This is a genomic window from Vibrio mytili, assembly GCF_049563345.1.
In the GTDB taxonomy this organism is placed as follows: domain Bacteria; phylum Pseudomonadota; class Gammaproteobacteria; order Enterobacterales; family Vibrionaceae; genus Vibrio; species Vibrio mytili.
Map to the genome: position 1 here is coordinate 281,676 of NZ_CP110482.1, position 14,939 is coordinate 296,614.

The 14,939-nt window shown below is 42.8% G+C and carries 17 protein-coding genes; 12 read left to right on the forward strand and 5 right to left on the reverse strand.

All coding sequences use genetic code 11. From position 1 onward, the window contains the following. Positions 1-156 precede the first annotated feature (156 nt). Both ONE56_RS14950 and ONE56_RS14955 read left to right on the forward strand, forming a co-directional pair. Positions 157-618, forward strand: a complete 462-nt coding sequence (locus ONE56_RS14950; protein ID WP_041155925.1) for an Lrp/AsnC family transcriptional regulator — start codon at positions 157-159, stop codon at positions 616-618. A 23-nt stretch (positions 619-641) separates the two neighbouring features. After that, complete coding sequence (locus ONE56_RS14955; protein ID WP_041155926.1) at positions 642-1,256, forward strand: LysE family translocator; 615 nt, start codon at positions 642-644, stop codon at positions 1,254-1,256. Between the two features lie 95 nt (positions 1,257-1,351). Here ONE56_RS14955 and ONE56_RS14960 read toward each other — a convergent pair whose 3' ends face one another. Both ONE56_RS14960 and ONE56_RS14965 read right to left on the reverse strand, forming a co-directional pair. Next, positions 1,352-1,573, reverse strand: a complete 222-nt coding sequence (locus tag ONE56_RS14960) for a hypothetical protein (protein ID WP_041155927.1) — start codon at positions 1,571-1,573, stop codon at positions 1,352-1,354. 527 nt (positions 1,574-2,100) lie between these two features. Further along, on the reverse strand, positions 2,101-3,534 hold the full coding sequence (locus tag ONE56_RS14965) for a glyceraldehyde-3-phosphate dehydrogenase (protein WP_423840947.1): 1,434 nt from the start codon (positions 3,532-3,534) through the stop codon (positions 2,101-2,103). A gap of 514 nt (positions 3,535-4,048) precedes the next feature. Here ONE56_RS14965 and ONE56_RS14970 point away from each other — a divergent pair. Then, positions 4,049-5,056, forward strand: coding sequence for a Gfo/Idh/MocA family protein (locus ONE56_RS14970; RefSeq protein ID WP_423840948.1), 1,008 nt, complete (start codon positions 4,049-4,051; stop codon positions 5,054-5,056). Between the two features lie 149 nt (positions 5,057-5,205). Here ONE56_RS14970 and ONE56_RS14975 read toward each other — a convergent pair whose 3' ends face one another. Both ONE56_RS14975 and ONE56_RS14980 read right to left on the reverse strand, forming a co-directional pair. After that, a complete protein-coding gene (locus ONE56_RS14975; RefSeq protein WP_423840949.1) occupies positions 5,206-6,531 on the reverse strand; it encodes an MATE family efflux transporter in 1,326 nt (441 codons plus the stop codon). Positions 6,532-6,679: 148 nt separating this feature from the next. After that, positions 6,680-7,000, reverse strand: a complete 321-nt coding sequence (locus ONE56_RS14980; RefSeq protein ID WP_041155931.1) for a DUF496 family protein — start codon at positions 6,998-7,000, stop codon at positions 6,680-6,682. 253 nt (positions 7,001-7,253) lie between these two features. On the opposite strand from ONE56_RS14980, the gene ONE56_RS14985 reads away from it, so the two are divergent. From ONE56_RS14985 to nqrM, 7 genes are all read left to right on the forward strand, one after another. Further along, entirely contained in the window at positions 7,254-7,469 is a 216-nt protein-coding gene (locus tag ONE56_RS14985; RefSeq protein ID WP_052481540.1) for a hypothetical protein, read from the forward strand. A gap of 154 nt (positions 7,470-7,623) precedes the next feature. Further along, entirely contained in the window at positions 7,624-8,274 is a 651-nt protein-coding gene (locus ONE56_RS14990) for a YceH family protein (protein ID WP_041155932.1), read from the forward strand. Then, a complete protein-coding gene (locus ONE56_RS14995; RefSeq protein WP_423840950.1) occupies positions 8,271-8,585 on the forward strand; it encodes a GIY-YIG nuclease family protein in 315 nt (104 codons plus the stop codon). Before ONE56_RS14990 ends, ONE56_RS14995 begins: the two co-directional genes overlap by 4 nt. Before the next feature lie 88 nt (positions 8,586-8,673). After that, positions 8,674-9,780, forward strand: a complete 1,107-nt coding sequence (locus ONE56_RS15000; RefSeq protein WP_041155934.1) for an autoinducer 2-binding periplasmic protein LuxP — start codon at positions 8,674-8,676, stop codon at positions 9,778-9,780. Further along, a complete protein-coding gene (gene luxQ / locus ONE56_RS15005; RefSeq protein WP_423840951.1) occupies positions 9,780-12,365 on the forward strand; it encodes a quorum-sensing autoinducer 2 sensor kinase/phosphatase LuxQ in 2,586 nt (861 codons plus the stop codon). The genes ONE56_RS15000 and luxQ overlap by 1 nt, the downstream gene beginning before the upstream one ends. A 147-nt stretch (positions 12,366-12,512) precedes the next feature. Then, on the forward strand, positions 12,513-13,034 hold the full coding sequence (locus ONE56_RS15010; RefSeq protein WP_423840952.1) for a NifB/NifX family molybdenum-iron cluster-binding protein: 522 nt from the start codon (positions 12,513-12,515) through the stop codon (positions 13,032-13,034). Next, the gene (gene nqrM / locus ONE56_RS15015) at positions 13,031-13,222 is read left to right on the forward strand and encodes a (Na+)-NQR maturation NqrM (RefSeq protein ID WP_331438608.1); all 192 of its coding nucleotides are present in this window, start codon (positions 13,031-13,033) and stop codon (positions 13,220-13,222) included. The genes ONE56_RS15010 and nqrM overlap by 4 nt, the downstream gene beginning before the upstream one ends. 22 nt (positions 13,223-13,244) lie before the next feature. Here nqrM and ONE56_RS15020 read toward each other — a convergent pair whose 3' ends face one another. Then, the gene (locus tag ONE56_RS15020) at positions 13,245-13,526 is read right to left on the reverse strand and encodes a DUF134 domain-containing protein (protein ID WP_041155937.1); all 282 of its coding nucleotides are present in this window, start codon (positions 13,524-13,526) and stop codon (positions 13,245-13,247) included. 64 nt (positions 13,527-13,590) lie between these two features. Here ONE56_RS15020 and ONE56_RS15025 point away from each other — a divergent pair, with 64 nt between their 5' ends. Both ONE56_RS15025 and ONE56_RS15030 read left to right on the forward strand, forming a co-directional pair. After that, positions 13,591-14,010, forward strand: coding sequence for a PaaI family thioesterase (locus tag ONE56_RS15025; protein WP_041155938.1), 420 nt, complete (start codon positions 13,591-13,593; stop codon positions 14,008-14,010). A gap of 450 nt (positions 14,011-14,460) precedes the next feature. Beyond that, a complete protein-coding gene (locus ONE56_RS15030; protein WP_041155939.1) occupies positions 14,461-14,910 on the forward strand; it encodes a MarR family transcriptional regulator in 450 nt (149 codons plus the stop codon). Positions 14,911-14,939: the final 29 nt, after the last annotated feature.

The following is a 14,939-nucleotide window of genomic DNA, read 5'->3' on the forward strand; positions in this document are numbered from 1 at the left end:
CGAAGAAACTCTAAGAATAAATGAGTTGTGAAATACAAAATGCGTTACTGAGCCGACAATATGACGGTTGTTTCAAATAATTCCAACAAAATGTTGGTTTCTTATGCATTTAAAATCGTTGTAAAATAAACGAAATAAGGAATAAGCGGTAAGTTTATGGACAAGTTTGATCACAAGATCATTGATATCCTCCGGCATAATGCTCGACTTTCGGTTACTGAAATTGCTGATAAAGTTAACTTATCTCGCTCAGCGGTAACTGCTCGAATTCGTAAGCTAGAAAATGACAAAGTTATTTTGGGCTATCATGCAGAAATTGCACCGTCGGCAGAGGACTCGATTTGTGCTTATTTTGCGTTAAAGTTTGATACGTCTACCTCAACGTATTATTGCGAATCCTACGCAGATGAGTTGTACAAAATTGATGGCGTCAAGTGGTGTCATGCCATTAGCGGAGAGACCGACATGATGGTTTTTGTTCAAGTGCCCAATATGAATCGTTTGAATGAAATCAGAGATCAAATTCAACGGTATCCAGAACTTCGTCACTTAATGACACATACGGTCTTGACCGAATTTTTTAATACCACAGGGTCACCCTTCGTTAAGTCTGCATGAGAGTCTGTTAAGGAGAGGCATTTATGACACTAACTATTTGGTTATCACTTTTTACCGTCTGTTTATTGGGGGCGATGTCGCCGGGTCCGAGTCTTGCTATTGTTGCGAAACACTCGTTAGCTGGTGGCAGAGTTAATGGCTTGGCAACGGCTTGGGCACATGCTTTTGGGATAGGCATATATGCGTTTATCACATTGATTGGCCTAGCGGTGGTGCTGCAACAAAGTCCGATTCTATTTAAAACAATAAGCTTGCTAGGGGCGGGATATCTCGCCTATTTAGGATTTAATGCGTTGCGTTCGAAAGGGGGCGTGGCGGCAAAGCTAGAATCAGGAAAGGAAACGACGGTCGGTCAATCTGCACGAGAAGGCTTCTTTATTTCCATTCTAAGCCCTAAAATTGCGCTGTTTTTCATTGCACTATTTAGTCAGTTTGTTGCTCTGGGTAATGATCTCAGTAATCAAATGATCATTGTTGCGACACCATTTGTTGTTGATGGCTTGTGGTACACCTTCATTACAATTGTATTATCCAGCTCAAAAGTCGTAGATAAAATTCGCGCAAAGGCGGTGCTTATTGATCGTTTGTCTGGGCTTGTCTTGATCCTACTGGCCTTGCGCGTTGTTTTTACTATTTAGGTCGGGCTAAATAAAAAAATACCCAGTCTAGCTATCAAGACTGGGTATAAAAAGAAGTATCTCAGGAACAGTTGGGGGCTGGAAACACTTCACTTTTAACGGTTCACTTCTTCAAATTCACCTTCAATAGCTTCGGCTTTGCCAGTGTTGAATTTATATTCTTCATTCATTTCTTGTTGCATGCGGTATACGCGCTTCTCGATGCGTTTACCAGTAATCAGGGCTGCAATGGTCAATGGAATCGCAAGGACTAGGCTAAGTAGCAAAGTAAATACGCCAGTAATCAGAGCCAGTGCGGTAACAATAATCCGATTCATATTTGTGACCTCTTTTTTCAATCTATGGGTTCATATTACTCGTGTGAACATGAACAAAACATGAACGTATACTTAAGTGACTTTATTGATGAACAGCCAAAGGGCGAGCTTCTCACTTCGCCGTTGAATTTGGCGCTCTTGAATTTCATGCTCTAGTGCTACGTGACTGCTTTTTTACGTAGAATGACGATGTATTCAAATCAGTGCCTTGCCTAAGAGCGAATAAATTCTCGCCGAACAAGCACTTTGAAATTACTGAGTCTATAAGTGAAAAAAGCACGAGAAAGAAAAAAACGCCTGAGGTTAGTCAGGCGTATAAAAGAGAGTTAAGAGAGTGGTACGCTATGGGATTAACGTTGTGGAGCAATGTTTATCTAGCGTGTTATTGTTATCTTAGGTGTATGTAATTGTTATATAAAGTATAATTATTATCTAGCCTAACGTTGTTTTCTGCGCATATGATGGTTTACTTTGCGTATTGTTATTTACTTTTCTTATTGTTATTTACCGAGCGTGAGGCGGTCTATTTAACGCGGGAAAGTTTGGTAACGAACCCCCATCATTTGTTCCATACAGTGCACGACTTGGCAGCTGTAACCAAATTCGTTGTCATACCAAATGTACAGTACGCAGCGTTTATCTTGTGCGATCGTTGCTTGACCATCCACGACGCCAGCATGGCGCGAGCCAACTAAATCACTGGATACGATTTCAGTCGAATCTGTGTAATCAATTTGTGCGGAAAGCTCAGAGTTTAATGCCATTTCTCGTAGATATTCGTTCAGTGAATCACGATCCACTTCTTCACCTAGGTTCAGGTTTGCAACTGCCATCGATACGTTTGGCGTCGGTACGCGAATTGCGTTACCTGTTAGTTTACCGGCGAGTTCAGGCAGTGCTTTTGCTACTGCTTTGGCTGCGCCAGTTGAAGTCAGAACCATGTTCAGAGAAGCACTGCGTCCACGGCGATCACCGGAATGGAAGTTATCGATCAGGTTTTGGTCATTGGTGTAAGAATGAACCGTTTCAATGTGACCTGACAGAACGCCATATTTGTCGTGCAACGCTTTCAATACTGGTGTGATCGCGTTGGTCGTACAGCTTGCGGCTGAGATGATGCGATCGTCTTCTTGGATAACAGACTCGTTAACACCGAACACAACGTTCTTTATGTCACCTTTGCCTGGCGCTGTTAAAAGAACTTTTTCTGCACCTTTACACGCTAAGTGTTGACCTAAGCCTTCAGAATCACGCCATACCCCCGTGTTATCTACAACAAGCGCATTGTGAATACCGTACACGGAGTAATCGACGTCACTTGGGTTATTTGCATAGATAATTTGGATGTAGTTGCCGTTAACAATCAGTGCTTTTCGCTCTTCATCAATGATAATGCTACCATTGAACTGACCATGTACCGAGTCGCGACGAAGTAAGCTCGCTCGTTTCTCTAAGTCACCTTTCTTGCCGCCGCGCACGACAATAGCGCGTAATCTAAGTGGGTAACCCGGACCGCTCTTTTCGATTAGCAGACGCGTTAACAAGCGCCCAATACGACCAAAGCCGTAAAGAACAACATCACGCGCTTCTAGAGAGGAGTCTGCATCACGCGCGCCAATTAGCGCAGTTTGTAGAAAATCATTTAGAGCATTGGTGTCTTCATGCTCTTTCCAATATTGAGTTGCCAATTGGCCGATATCGACTCGGCAAGATGAAATACTTATCTCACACAGTGCTTGAACGATAGGCATTGTGTGTTCGAGAGAAAGAGGACTTCCAGCATATCTTCTTGCTACACGGTGAGTTTTGAGAATGTCTATGGTTGTTGCATTGATAAGAGTTTTACCAAACAGAACCACTTCGATTCCTTTTTGGCGATAAAGCATACCGATTAGAGGGGAAATAGATTCTGCGATAGTCTGGCTTGTTTGCCAATCTTGGAGATATTTCTCTGGACTCATTGTCGTATTGGACCTTTCACGTTTGAGGGCTAACACTACTCTTAACCGCCATTTAGCTGCGATAAAGAGTAAAGTTTAGGGGTGTGTAAATGGTTTGTAATAATTATGGGTGCGGATTCTAAAGTTGAATGCCTTATTCTGCTAGGAAAAATAAATCTAGATTATAGTCCTGTATAAGGGCGTTCTCGTGGAGAATTGGTGCGTTCAATACCATGGATTCAGAGTATTGACATATTGATAATAGGTGACTTATTTCGTGACAATAACGAGTAACTTCAAATTTAGAACGTAATTTTGCGTTGAATTTCAAGTGTTCGTTGTGATATGTGTCCATAAGACAACGATATTGGTAAACGTAAATGTTAGTAATTAAGCTTTTTAATATTACGCTATTTGTATGCGTGTGATTCCTCCCAATGAGGTTGTCACAAAAGTTGAAAAGTTTGCATGATGTCACGTTTTAATCCTAAGAGTGATGGTGGCTCTGCAGTAACTAAATGATAAAGGGAAAGAGATGTATAAACTTGCGGTAATTGGAACCAACTGGATTTCTGACCAATTTGTATCGGCTGCTATTCAAACCGGACAATTTTGTTTAAAAGCCGTTTACTCGAGAGATCTAGAGAAAGCGCGAGCATTTGGAATCTCTTACAATGCGGAGGCTTTTTACGATCGTTTGGAGAGCTTAGCGAATGATCCCGAAGTTGATGCAGTATATATCGCGAGCCCGAACTCCTTACATGCCCCACAAGCGATGCAAATGCTAACCGCGGGTAAGCATGTTATTTGCGAGAAACCGCTGGCATCTAACTATCCGTTAGCGCAGCAGATGTTTGAATGTGCTGAAGAAAATAATGTGGTGCTTTTTGAGGCTTTCATGACGCCATACACACCTAATTTTAGTGTATTGAAGAGCAGTCTAGAGCGCATCTCTCCACTAAGGCATGCAACGATCAGCTATTGTCAGTATTCTTCGAGATATCAAAAATATTTGAATGGCGAGAACCCCAATACGTTCAATCCGGACTTTTCAAACGGCTCCATTATGGACATCGGCTACTACTGTGTCGGCGCGGCTATTGAATTGTTTGGTGAACCCCACCAAGTAAAAGCCAGCGCTTATCTTTTATCCTCTGGCGTGGATGGATGTGGGAGTGTCACGCTTACGTACAACGGGTTTAATGTCAATTTACTTCATTCTAAAGTGAGTGACTCGCTGATTCCAAGTGAGTTCCAAGGGGAGCAGGGTAGTGTATTGGTCGACATGATTTCCATTGGCCGCTCCGTTGAGCGGGTGTTAAGGGGGCAAGAGAAGGAGACTTTGACCCAACCGCAAGTGGAAAATCCTATGTTTTATGAAGCACAAGCGTTCGCTCAGCAAATCAAGTTGGGTGTAATGGAGAAAGACGCTAAACAGCGTTCTTTGTTAATCGCTAAAGTGTTAACTGAAATCAGAAAACAAACTGGCGTTATTTTTCCTGAGGATAATCCTCACAAAGGCAATATTTCACAAACTCGTTAATTCATTTCAGCGTTAATCTGAGTTCAGAAGCCACAACGCTCTGTACAAACAAAGCCCACAGTTTACGGGGTCACTTCAGTCCTGAGGGCTTTGTTAATTATGGGCTACTTTAGTTGCTACTGTTTAACGTATAACAACACCTGTGAGCATTACGCCACTGACAACTTTGCGATGGTGTTGCGATAGGTAAGATAGGCGGCAAGGCCTGCGAAAAGGTTACCAAGACAAGCGCCGAGCAAAAGGCCTTGAATACCACCTAGTTGAGATCCTATCCATAAACACGGTAGAAAGAACACAAACAGTCGTAGCGCTGATATCGTAAGGGCAGTGTAAGATTTACCTAAAGCATTGCAGACCGATACCATCAGCATACAAACCCCTAGAGATCCTAAACTGAGTGGCACAATCGTTAAGTGCATTTCTAATACATTTTCAACTTGGATATCGCTCGTCATCAAAAGCGCTAGAGGGTTAGCAAGTGCAAAAGTGATTATCGCGATGAGCAATTGGAAGCCCATAATAAATTTAACCGCAATACTTACCAGAGATTGAATGTCTTTGTAATTTTTCGCCCCAAGCAAACGACCCACCATCGGTGGGAGAGACATCGTAAGCGCAAGTACGGATACGATGGCGAAAAACTCATAGCGAGATCCAATTGCCCATGCTGCAACGGCAGCCGTCCCGATTCCTGCGAGGAGTTTGGTTGCTAACATCGATGATAATGGCGGCAATAGCTGGCTTATCATCGCTGGTCCCATGATGTTGCCAATCGAACGAACACTCGCCATCACATCTAAATCTTGCCATTGAGTGGTGGCCCAGTGATTTTTTTTGACTCGCGGAGCCACAACAAGGATGCCGATGCCAAAAGCCAAAATGGTTGCAATTGCGGCGCCGTTGATGCCTAGATCTAAAGTGAAAATAAAAATTGGATCTAAAATGAGGTTGATGACGCTGGTGACCATCATCATGGTGCCGGGTAACATCGTATTCCCGTTTGAGCGACAAATACTGTAATAAAAGTAAAGAACAGCACCGGTCCAAGAGCTCAATAGCCATAACGGCCAGTAGCTATCAATGATTGGTAAAACACTATCTGGAGCGCTCAATAGCGACAAAATCGGGTAGCGCAACAACCAAATCAAAACACCGATAAAGGCGACACCAATCGATCCTATCATCAATACCAGGCCGCCGAGCTGTTTAGCATAGCGAAGGTCATTCGCGCCAAGTGCTTTTGAAATCACCGCTGTCGTGGCAATTCCTAAACCGACCTGGATACCAATAACGACCATCTGAAGCGGTAGGGTAAAACCTTGTGCAGCCAGGGGTAAAACACCCAACTGTCCGATAAATGCACTGTCTACCAGTTGAAAGCTCATCAGTGAAAGTACACCAAAAAGCATTGGCCAGGTCATAGTGAATAGCTGCTTAGCAAGAGAAGCAGTAGAGCTTGATGTATTTGAAGGCATAGAAGCGAAACTAATTTCTAGATGTTGAGGAACGAAAGTAGATGAAATTGTACATCGGCTTTAGAGCGGTGACAAAAAGAAACCCCGAGCAACTGGTTTTTGCTCGGGGTTTTAGCAGGACTTAACCTAGGTTAACCACTTATGGTGATTATTTCTTATTACCTGTTGTCAACTGCTTATCTTCTTCTGTGAGCTCACGAATACGACGGCTGATATCACGACGAGCTTTTGAAATCTCAGCGCTCTTAATGATGTGGTCGTCAACACGATCTTCGTAATCTGCTTTCATGTTCTTGATGATTGCTAGCATTTCATCTTGAGTCATTTCTGGCTTGATGTAGTCTAGTAGGTTTTCTAAAAGGTCGACACGCTTACGGTTGTCACGAACTTTCTTTTCATTATCAATAAGTTCACGCTTTAGCTTGTTTTTACGACGCGCTTGGCTAACGATCTCAAATACGCTACTCATAGTTCCCTTTCCTAATTTATGAATATTTATCACGATTAAAGCACAACATCACGTGGCATAACAGTCTTTAGATCAATCTCAACGTTAAGTTGCACATTTATCAATCAATGATGACGGCGCATCGGACCTTGCCCTTCTTTAGTTGGTTCGAGTCGCTACTGACGGTGTATGCGTAAATCCTCATTAGGAATACATCGTCTCATTGTCATCATAAGATCTTCTCTATATTATCAACATCATTGAATACAAAATGATGAAACGTGATATGGACTCTGGTCATACAGCGGAGCAAATCGATACTCAGAAGAGTGAACCTTCAACTCATCCTCAAGCAGAAAAATTGAAAGATGCGTACATTCAAGAGCGCGCACAACTTGAGATCACAGAAGTTGAACTTAATCGTTCTAAGATCATGATGATAGATGAAAATGGCAAGATGAGGCCAGTACCTATCTTATCAGAGCATTAAGGGCGTTGTTAAAACGTATCCGTGTGGTCAGCCTTTTCTTTTGCCTGACATCGATACCAACCTCCTTTTCGCTCGTGTAATGAGAGAGCAGCGCAAAGCGCTTCAACCCAATTTAGGTATCAATTCAAATACAAAAATAATAAGGAAATGCATTATGAAAGTTGAGCTAACAGCAACAGAAGCACGCGTCATTGGCTGTTTGATAGAAAAAGAAGTGACAACGCCCGAACAGTATCCTCTGAGCCTTAATGCACTGACTAACGCATGCAATCAAAAAAGTAATCGTGATCCTGTGATGACGCTGTCTGAATCTGAGGTGTTGGACGCGGTGGATGCGTTAATTGGACGTCGTTTAGTGAGTGATGAAAGTGCTTTTAATAGCCGAGTGAGTAAATACCAACATCGTTTTTGTAATACTGAATTTGGTGACTTGCAGCTGAGCAAGCAAGAGAAAGGTATCGTGTGTTGTATGTTGTTACGTGGCGCACAAACACCGGGTGAGCTCCGCACGAGAACGAATCGCTTAGCCACATTCCATGATGTAAAAGAAGTTGAAACCGTGTTGGAACACTTAGCAAGTGAAGATAAGGGCCCTCTTGTTGTGAAACTTCCTCGAGAAGCAGGAAAGCGCGAGTCACGTTATATGCACTTGTTCTGTGGGGACGTGGATGTGTCTACCTTCGTTTCCACTGCATCTGCTGCTTCGTCAGATGTTAGTCGCGTAACCCAACTGGAACAGGATGTCGCACAACTTCGTGAAGAACTGAATACCTTGAAAGCGCAAGTTGAATCTTTACTTTTATGAGTGAACAGGCGACTCCTATCTGGAGTGTTTATCTGATTCGAACAAACCGTAATGCGTTGTATTGCGGTGTCACAATTGACGTTGAACGACGGTTTCGACAGCATCAGGAAGGGAAAGGGGCAAAAGCTTTAAAAGGCAAAGGCCCTTTGCATCTAGAGTGGTCAATGAGCTTTGATTCGAAAATGCTGGCCATGAAAGCAGAGTATTTTATCAAACAGCTTACCAAGTCTAAGAAAGAGCGACTGGTTGCATCGAAAGCGTTCATCGAGGTAGCGGAAGATCAGCAGTTGTTGTTCTCTTCAAAAACTTAGTCGTGCAATATATTCATATAGTTATAAAGTGTTACATTGTACTTCAGTCTCGTCAGAAGGTCTCAACATCAATTATAAAGAGCGAGAGATGAAAAAAGCATTATTATTCTCCCTAATTTCACTCACAGGTATGGTTCCGGCTACGCAAGCTGCTCAGGCTTCAAAAGTCTTAAGTGGTTATTGGTCTTATCAACAATTTTTGGATGAGTTTCCGCAACAGAGGCAACTTACCGATGCGCTCACTCAATCCGTGCGAGAAGCCCCAGTACCATTAAAAAAAGAAGATAGACGTCGACTTAAAATCTCAGTGGTCTATCCAGGGCAGCAAATATCAGATTACTGGAGCAGAAACATCACTGCGTTTGAAAAACGTCTAGACGAGCTCCAAGTGGATTACCAGCTTAATCAGGTTTTCACTCGGCCGAACTCTGATGCCAAACAACAAAGTTTATCATTGATGGAGGCGTTAAAAAGTAACTCTGATTACTTAATCTTTACGTTAGACACGACGCGCCATCGTAAATTTGTCGAACACGTTCTAGACTCTCGAAGTACGAAACTGATTTTGCAGAACATCACAACGCCGATAAAAGATTGGGAGACACGTCAACCATTTTTGTACGTTGGCTTTGACCATATCGAAGGAAGCCTCAAATTGGCCGAAGAGTTTGGCAAGCGATTCCCTGAGCATACACGCTACAGTGTTCTCTACTTTTCAGAGGGGTATGTGAGTGACGCGAGAGGCAGCACCTTTATCCAACAAGTCAATCAACATAACAAGTTTGAACTACAATCCGCTTACTATACTAAAGCGACAAAGCGATCCGGCTATGAAGCGGCAAAAGCCAGCCTAGAAAAGTATCCAGACATTCAATTTATCTATGCTTGCTCTACGGATGTTGCGCTAGGTGCATCGAAAGCTTTAGCTGAATTGGGGCGTGATGATGTCATGCTCAACGGTTGGGGAGGCGGCTCTGCCGAACTAGAGGCGATGTCGAAAGGAGAACTAGATATTACGGTGATGCGTATGAATGACGATACTGGTATTGCGATGGCGGAAGCAATTAAAAGGGATTTGGAGGGTAAACCAGTACCGACGGTGTATTCTGGTGATTTTGAAGTCGTCACAAAATCTGACCCTGAAGATAAAATTGAAGCGTTGAGAAAACGCGCCTTTAGATACTCAGATAATTGATGATCAAGTCACCCACGCGAGCAAAACCAACCAAGCGTCGCTCTCTTTCGACGCTGATTACTCGTATCATCGTCTTTGTCCTCGCCCCAATTATTCTAGGCATATTCGTTCAGAGTTATTACTTCTCCAAACAAATCATTTGGCAAGAAGTTGATAGGACGAAGCAACAAACGTCAGCACTGATACTGAATATATTTGACAGCCACTTTGAAGCGCTCGAAATACATCATAACGGCAATGCGAAAAGTGATGTGGTGTTAGGGTTTTATACAAAACATGATGCAGAAGCGTTAAATTATTTTTTTCTCAGCGTTGATAAGAGCGATCCGTCCCATACACCAGAGTTTCGGTTACTCACCGATCACCAAGGCATTGTTTGGGAAGATAACAACGCGCATTTCTATGGAATTAACGAGTCGATACTCGATAGTCTTACTCGTAAAGTGACCTTCAGTAACAACTGGTACTACATCAAAACGCCTACTCCGATGGGGGAGCGGCACCTTTTGATGAGGAAGGTCCCTGTTCTTGAGCCCAAAACGGGTGAGGTTATGGGGCACTTATACAGTACAGTCGTGTTGGATGGTAACTTTGGTCTGATGGAAAAGCTCAAGAACAAAGGAAACATTGACAACGTTGTGCTGGTGGCGGATGACACACCATTAGCGAGCTCTTTAGCCGGTGACGAATCATACAAAATATTTGATGTTCTTCAGCGTAAACAATCTAAACAAAAGTTAGCAGAATTATTGGTGATAAAAGCACCAATAGAAGTGAATGCATCTCAAACGGATCTGGCCTTGTTAACGATCCAGAACAATCAAAATGTCGTCATGCTGCAATTGCAACATGTGTTGGCCATGTTGGCGTCCGTCATTGGAATGATCATTATTGCCTTACTGACTAAAGAATGGATCGAAAACCGCCTAGGAAGAGAGCTTGGAACGTTAATGTCCTACACTCGTGCCGCACGAGAAGACAAGGCTTTTGAACGATTTGGTGGTTCAGATATTGAGGAGTTCGATCATATTGGATTAACACTAGAGAACACGATTGAAGAACTTGAAGCGCAAAAACGATCGTTTAGAGACCTGTTTAACTTCGCGCTGTCTCCAATAATGGTGTGGTCTGAAAATGGTATATTGATACAAATTAACCCAGCCGCGAAAAGAGAACTGGTGGTTGAGGCGGATGTAGAAACGATGCATCCGGTTTTTAATAGCTTTAAAGAGAAGCTGCTTCCGCATCTTAAGATGGCGGCTCAAGGGGCAACACTCACAGGCGTTAATGTACCGATCGATAAAAAAATCTATCGCTGGAACTTGTCGCCAATCCGAGTAGAAGATGACATTAGCGGTATCATTGTTCAGGGGCAAGACATCACCGCGTTAATCGAAGCCGAGAAACAAAGTAATTTAGCAAGACAAGAAGCAGAAAAGTCGGCGCAGACTCGTGCTGATTTTCTTGCAAAAATGAGCCACGAAATACGCACTCCAATCAATGGTATTTTGGGTGGTGCTCAATTGCTGAAGAACTCTGCGACGACGCAAGAACAACGTAATCAAATTGATGTGCTCCGTCACAGTGGTGAACACTTACTTGCGGTTTTAAATGACATTCTGGATTTTTCCAAAATCGAGCAAGGTAAATTTCGGATACGTAAGCATTCATTCTCTTTTGCAGAGACGATTCGCACCTTGGACAATGTCTATCGTCCTACCTGTGAAATAAAAGGGGTCGATTTTATTATTGAGAATCATCTCCCAGCGCATATGGAGATATTTACTGACCAGATACGTTTGAACCAAATCTTGTTCAACCTCATTAGTAACGCAGTAAAATTTACCCCATCTGGAAGTATTCGGTTAACGGCAAATTTAGAACAATTCTCCGGAACAGAAAATAGTGTGCTTTGGGTGGAGGTTGCCGATACCGGTATTGGCATCGAGACTGAGAAAATTGAGCAAATGTTTGAGCCATTTGTGCAAGAGGAAGCGACCACCACACGCGAGTTTGGCGGCAGTGGCTTAGGGCTCACGATAGTCAAAAGCTTAGTTGATATGCTAGAGGGTGATGTTCAGATTACTAGTCAGAAAGGTAAAGGAACGACATTTGTTGTTTCATTACCCGTCAGGGAGAGTGAGAAGGTTCAAACTGAATCAGAAATCGTTGCCACGATCCAGCCCGCAGACTTGTTTGATACGAGCTTAAAAGTCCTGTTGGTGGAAGATAACCATACTAATGCGTTTATATTAAAAGCGTTTTGTCAAAAATATGAAATGCAGGTTGACTGGGCGAAGGATGGTTTAGAAGCGATAACATTACTTGAACAGCATACTTACGACCTTATCCTGATGGACAATCAACTTCCGCACCTTGGCGGGATTGAAACGACAGAAGAAATACGTAAGACACTGAAACTGACAACCCCGATTTACGCCTGTACCGCAGACACATCTCAAGAAACCAGTAACGCTCTGATTGCTGCTGGTGCAAACTATGTGCTGTTTAAACCAATAAAAGAAAAAATGTTCTATGAGGCATTGGTTCACTTCAAACACCACTTTTTACTTGAAAGACGTTAAACGAAACATTGCCTTGTTTCATACGCCTTTGTCTCCTTATTGGTATCTAATTACGTAGTATGGAACCTTATGTTTCACAATTCATTATTGGCATATGCCAATAATGAATTGTATAGTGTTGTTATTCCTCAGACTAAGGAGCACACTATGTTGTTCGCCATTCCCTGCCGCGAGTCTTCACTTTCGAATCACTTTGCTAAAGCCCCTCAGATCATGCTTTGGGATAGCAAAACCGATACCAAACGCATCCTCGATCTTCCCAAGTCTTCAGCTTGTTGTAGTCATAAGAAGTTCTGGAACAAAGTTTTGCAAGACAATCAGGTGGATGCCGTGGTTGTTCGCTCAATTGGTACTAATATGCTGAGCGCACTGTTTAAGCTTAATGTTCGTGTACTGAGTGCGCCACGAGGGTTTGATTTAGATATTTTGGATGAAAAACAATTAACGCCTGTTACTCACATTGAGTTTGCTCGCCCTTCGGCTAAGAAAAGCAGAGAGGGCTGTTCTATGCATAGCCCTACGTCTTCATTATCAGTGAGTATGCGACGGAGCGTAAATAGCGGGGGGACGGTAGGCCGACAAACGTTGGGTAATAAGCTTTCACCAAAAGCAATGAATCATCTTGCTAAAGTTTTCAAATTAACGGTTCAACCAGAGAAAAAGCAATGACGTATGTGATCAGTTTTATGGTGTTTCTAGTCGTTGTGATCTTAATGGCGATAGGCGTGATGCTGAAACGCCAAGCAATACAAGGGAGTTGCGGCGGGCTTGCTAATATTGAAATAGAAAGAGAATGCAACTGTGTCGATACATGCGATGACCACTCGCGCATGCTATATCAAATTCAGGAACCGTAAGCTTCATGCTCTTTGATAAGCGTTATGGTTCGCGACTAAACATGAGTGCCTGACCATGAACCAAGCTTTGTGCCACCTTAGCTCGCGCACGTTTCACGATATTGCCAAATGTCTGTCTGGAGACGCCCATGCTAACTGCTGCTTCTGACTGACTTAGGGCTTCTAAATCGGCCAAGCGAAGGGCTTCGAGTTCGTCTGCCAACAGCTCGATTTTATGGAGTTTAGACAGTGGTACGCCATTGGGCTTAAAACACTCGTATGGCGCACTACTGCATATATTTCGTTCTTTTTTGGGTCTCGCCATTTTGTTTATGCCTTATTAAATTTTTGTCTAGGAGCAATCCTAGTCTTTAACTCTGCGGTATTTTATGTCTATCCAAATCCCAAACAATCACCAGCAGTGTGCGGTTTGCTGTCAGCCCTTTTTCAACCACCATACGGTCATTCACTTTACGTTAATGTCAGATGGCGGGGTTCAGGGCGAAATTGTACCAACAGAAAAAGTGCAAGGCTATCAAGATGTCATGCAGGGTGGTGCAATTAGTGCTTTGCACGATACGGCCATGACACACTGCCTATTTGCTCGCGACGTTTGCGCAATGACGGCGCAACTTGAGGTACGTTTTATTAAGCCCATCCCTCTCAACACCGTTATTCAGGTTGAGGCCCATTGCGTAAAAAGCAAACGGGGTATGTATTTATTGAAAAGTGACATTTATGTCGATGGGCAGTGCTATTCTAAAGCGGAGGCAAAATTTATGCGATGCCACAGTCACAGTGATGTTTGATAGACGAGAGATCACTTTACCGCAACAGATCAGACCGTTTTCGAATCGACTAAACCTGCTTGCTTTATTATCTAAGGGCCCAGTTTTATGGTTCTTAATGAATAGTATCCGAACCATCAACTTCAGCCTCTTCCAATCGACGCACCTTGATCACAACGCTTTTTGACTAAGTGCTCCCATCCGAACAAAGTTTAACTTCGAAAGTACAACATGCCTTGTTTACTTGGCCTAGCGAGTATTTTGAGTTTTGCTTCAAACATCAATTTGCCAGATTCCCACTTCTCGCATGGCAAGCGCTGACACGAGCTTTGCAATAAAAGTAAGCTGAATTGTCGGTTTGGCTTTGAGTCTCCATACTAAAAAATGTGATAGTTATCACTAAAACTATTTACTTAGCAAGCTAAGTACTTTATATTAGTTAGCAAGCTAAGTAATTAATTAGGACTTAAAATGCATGATGCCAATATGTTCAATGAGCTTTCGATAGCAGAAAAGCTATCTCGTGTTGCACGTTTGTGGAAAATGGTCGCGGATCGAGAGTTGGAGCCGCTGAATTTAACCTATCCACGTTGGACTGCTTTATGGAAGTTACATCGATTGGGTGACAACGCCAGTCAGAAGTATCTTGCAGACGCATTGGAAATTGAACTGGCATCCTTAATGCGCACTTTGAAATTGCTTGAAGAGCAAGGTTTGGTGGTTCGTCGTTGTTGTGAACATGACAAGCGAGCTCGCATTGTAAGCCTGACTGAAGAAGGTAAGGCACTAATAAAACAATTAGAAAACCGAATTCTTGTAGTTCGTAAAAAGTTGTTGTCGGATATCGCTGAAGAAGACCTTGAAAAGGTGAATTTGGCACTAGAGCAAATTGCAAACAATGCACTTGAGTCATTGGAATAGTCTAGAAAAATCGTCAATTACTTAGCGAG

Excerpts from the sequence above, each read along its gene's own strand:
- ONE56_RS14990 (WP_041155932.1), top strand. The coding sequence starts at position 7,624 with ATGAAAGTTGAGCTAACAGCAACAGAAGCACGCGTCATTGGCTGTTTG.
- ONE56_RS14965 (WP_423840947.1), bottom strand. The coding sequence starts at position 3,534 with ATGAGTCCAGAGAAATATCTCCAAGATTGGCAAACAAGCCAGACTATC.
- ONE56_RS15020 (WP_041155937.1), bottom strand. The coding sequence starts at position 13,526 with ATGGCGAGACCCAAAAAAGAACGAAATATATGCAGTAGTGCGCCATAC.
- ONE56_RS15000 (WP_041155934.1), top strand. The coding sequence starts at position 8,674 with ATGAAAAAAGCATTATTATTCTCCCTAATTTCACTCACAGGTATGGTT.
- ONE56_RS14980 (WP_041155931.1), bottom strand. The coding sequence starts at position 7,000 with ATGAGTAGCGTATTTGAGATCGTTAGCCAAGCGCGTCGTAAAAACAAG.
- ONE56_RS14950 (WP_041155925.1), top strand. The coding sequence starts at position 157 with ATGGACAAGTTTGATCACAAGATCATTGATATCCTCCGGCATAATGCT.
- luxQ (WP_423840951.1), top strand. The coding sequence starts at position 9,780 with ATGATCAAGTCACCCACGCGAGCAAAACCAACCAAGCGTCGCTCTCTT.
- ONE56_RS15025 (WP_041155938.1), top strand. The coding sequence starts at position 13,591 with ATGTCTATCCAAATCCCAAACAATCACCAGCAGTGTGCGGTTTGCTGT.
- ONE56_RS15010 (WP_423840952.1), top strand. The coding sequence starts at position 12,513 with ATGTTGTTCGCCATTCCCTGCCGCGAGTCTTCACTTTCGAATCACTTT.
- ONE56_RS14970 (WP_423840948.1), top strand. The coding sequence starts at position 4,049 with ATGTATAAACTTGCGGTAATTGGAACCAACTGGATTTCTGACCAATTT.
- ONE56_RS14995 (WP_423840950.1), top strand. The coding sequence starts at position 8,271 with ATGAGTGAACAGGCGACTCCTATCTGGAGTGTTTATCTGATTCGAACA.
- ONE56_RS14975 (WP_423840949.1), bottom strand. The coding sequence starts at position 6,531 with ATGCCTTCAAATACATCAAGCTCTACTGCTTCTCTTGCTAAGCAGCTA.
- ONE56_RS14960 (WP_041155927.1), bottom strand. The coding sequence starts at position 1,573 with ATGAATCGGATTATTGTTACCGCACTGGCTCTGATTACTGGCGTATTT.
- ONE56_RS14955 (WP_041155926.1), top strand. The coding sequence starts at position 642 with ATGACACTAACTATTTGGTTATCACTTTTTACCGTCTGTTTATTGGGG.
- ONE56_RS14985 (WP_052481540.1), top strand. The coding sequence starts at position 7,254 with ATGAAACGTGATATGGACTCTGGTCATACAGCGGAGCAAATCGATACT.
- ONE56_RS15030 (WP_041155939.1), top strand. The coding sequence starts at position 14,461 with ATGCATGATGCCAATATGTTCAATGAGCTTTCGATAGCAGAAAAGCTA.
- nqrM (WP_331438608.1), top strand. The coding sequence starts at position 13,031 with ATGACGTATGTGATCAGTTTTATGGTGTTTCTAGTCGTTGTGATCTTA.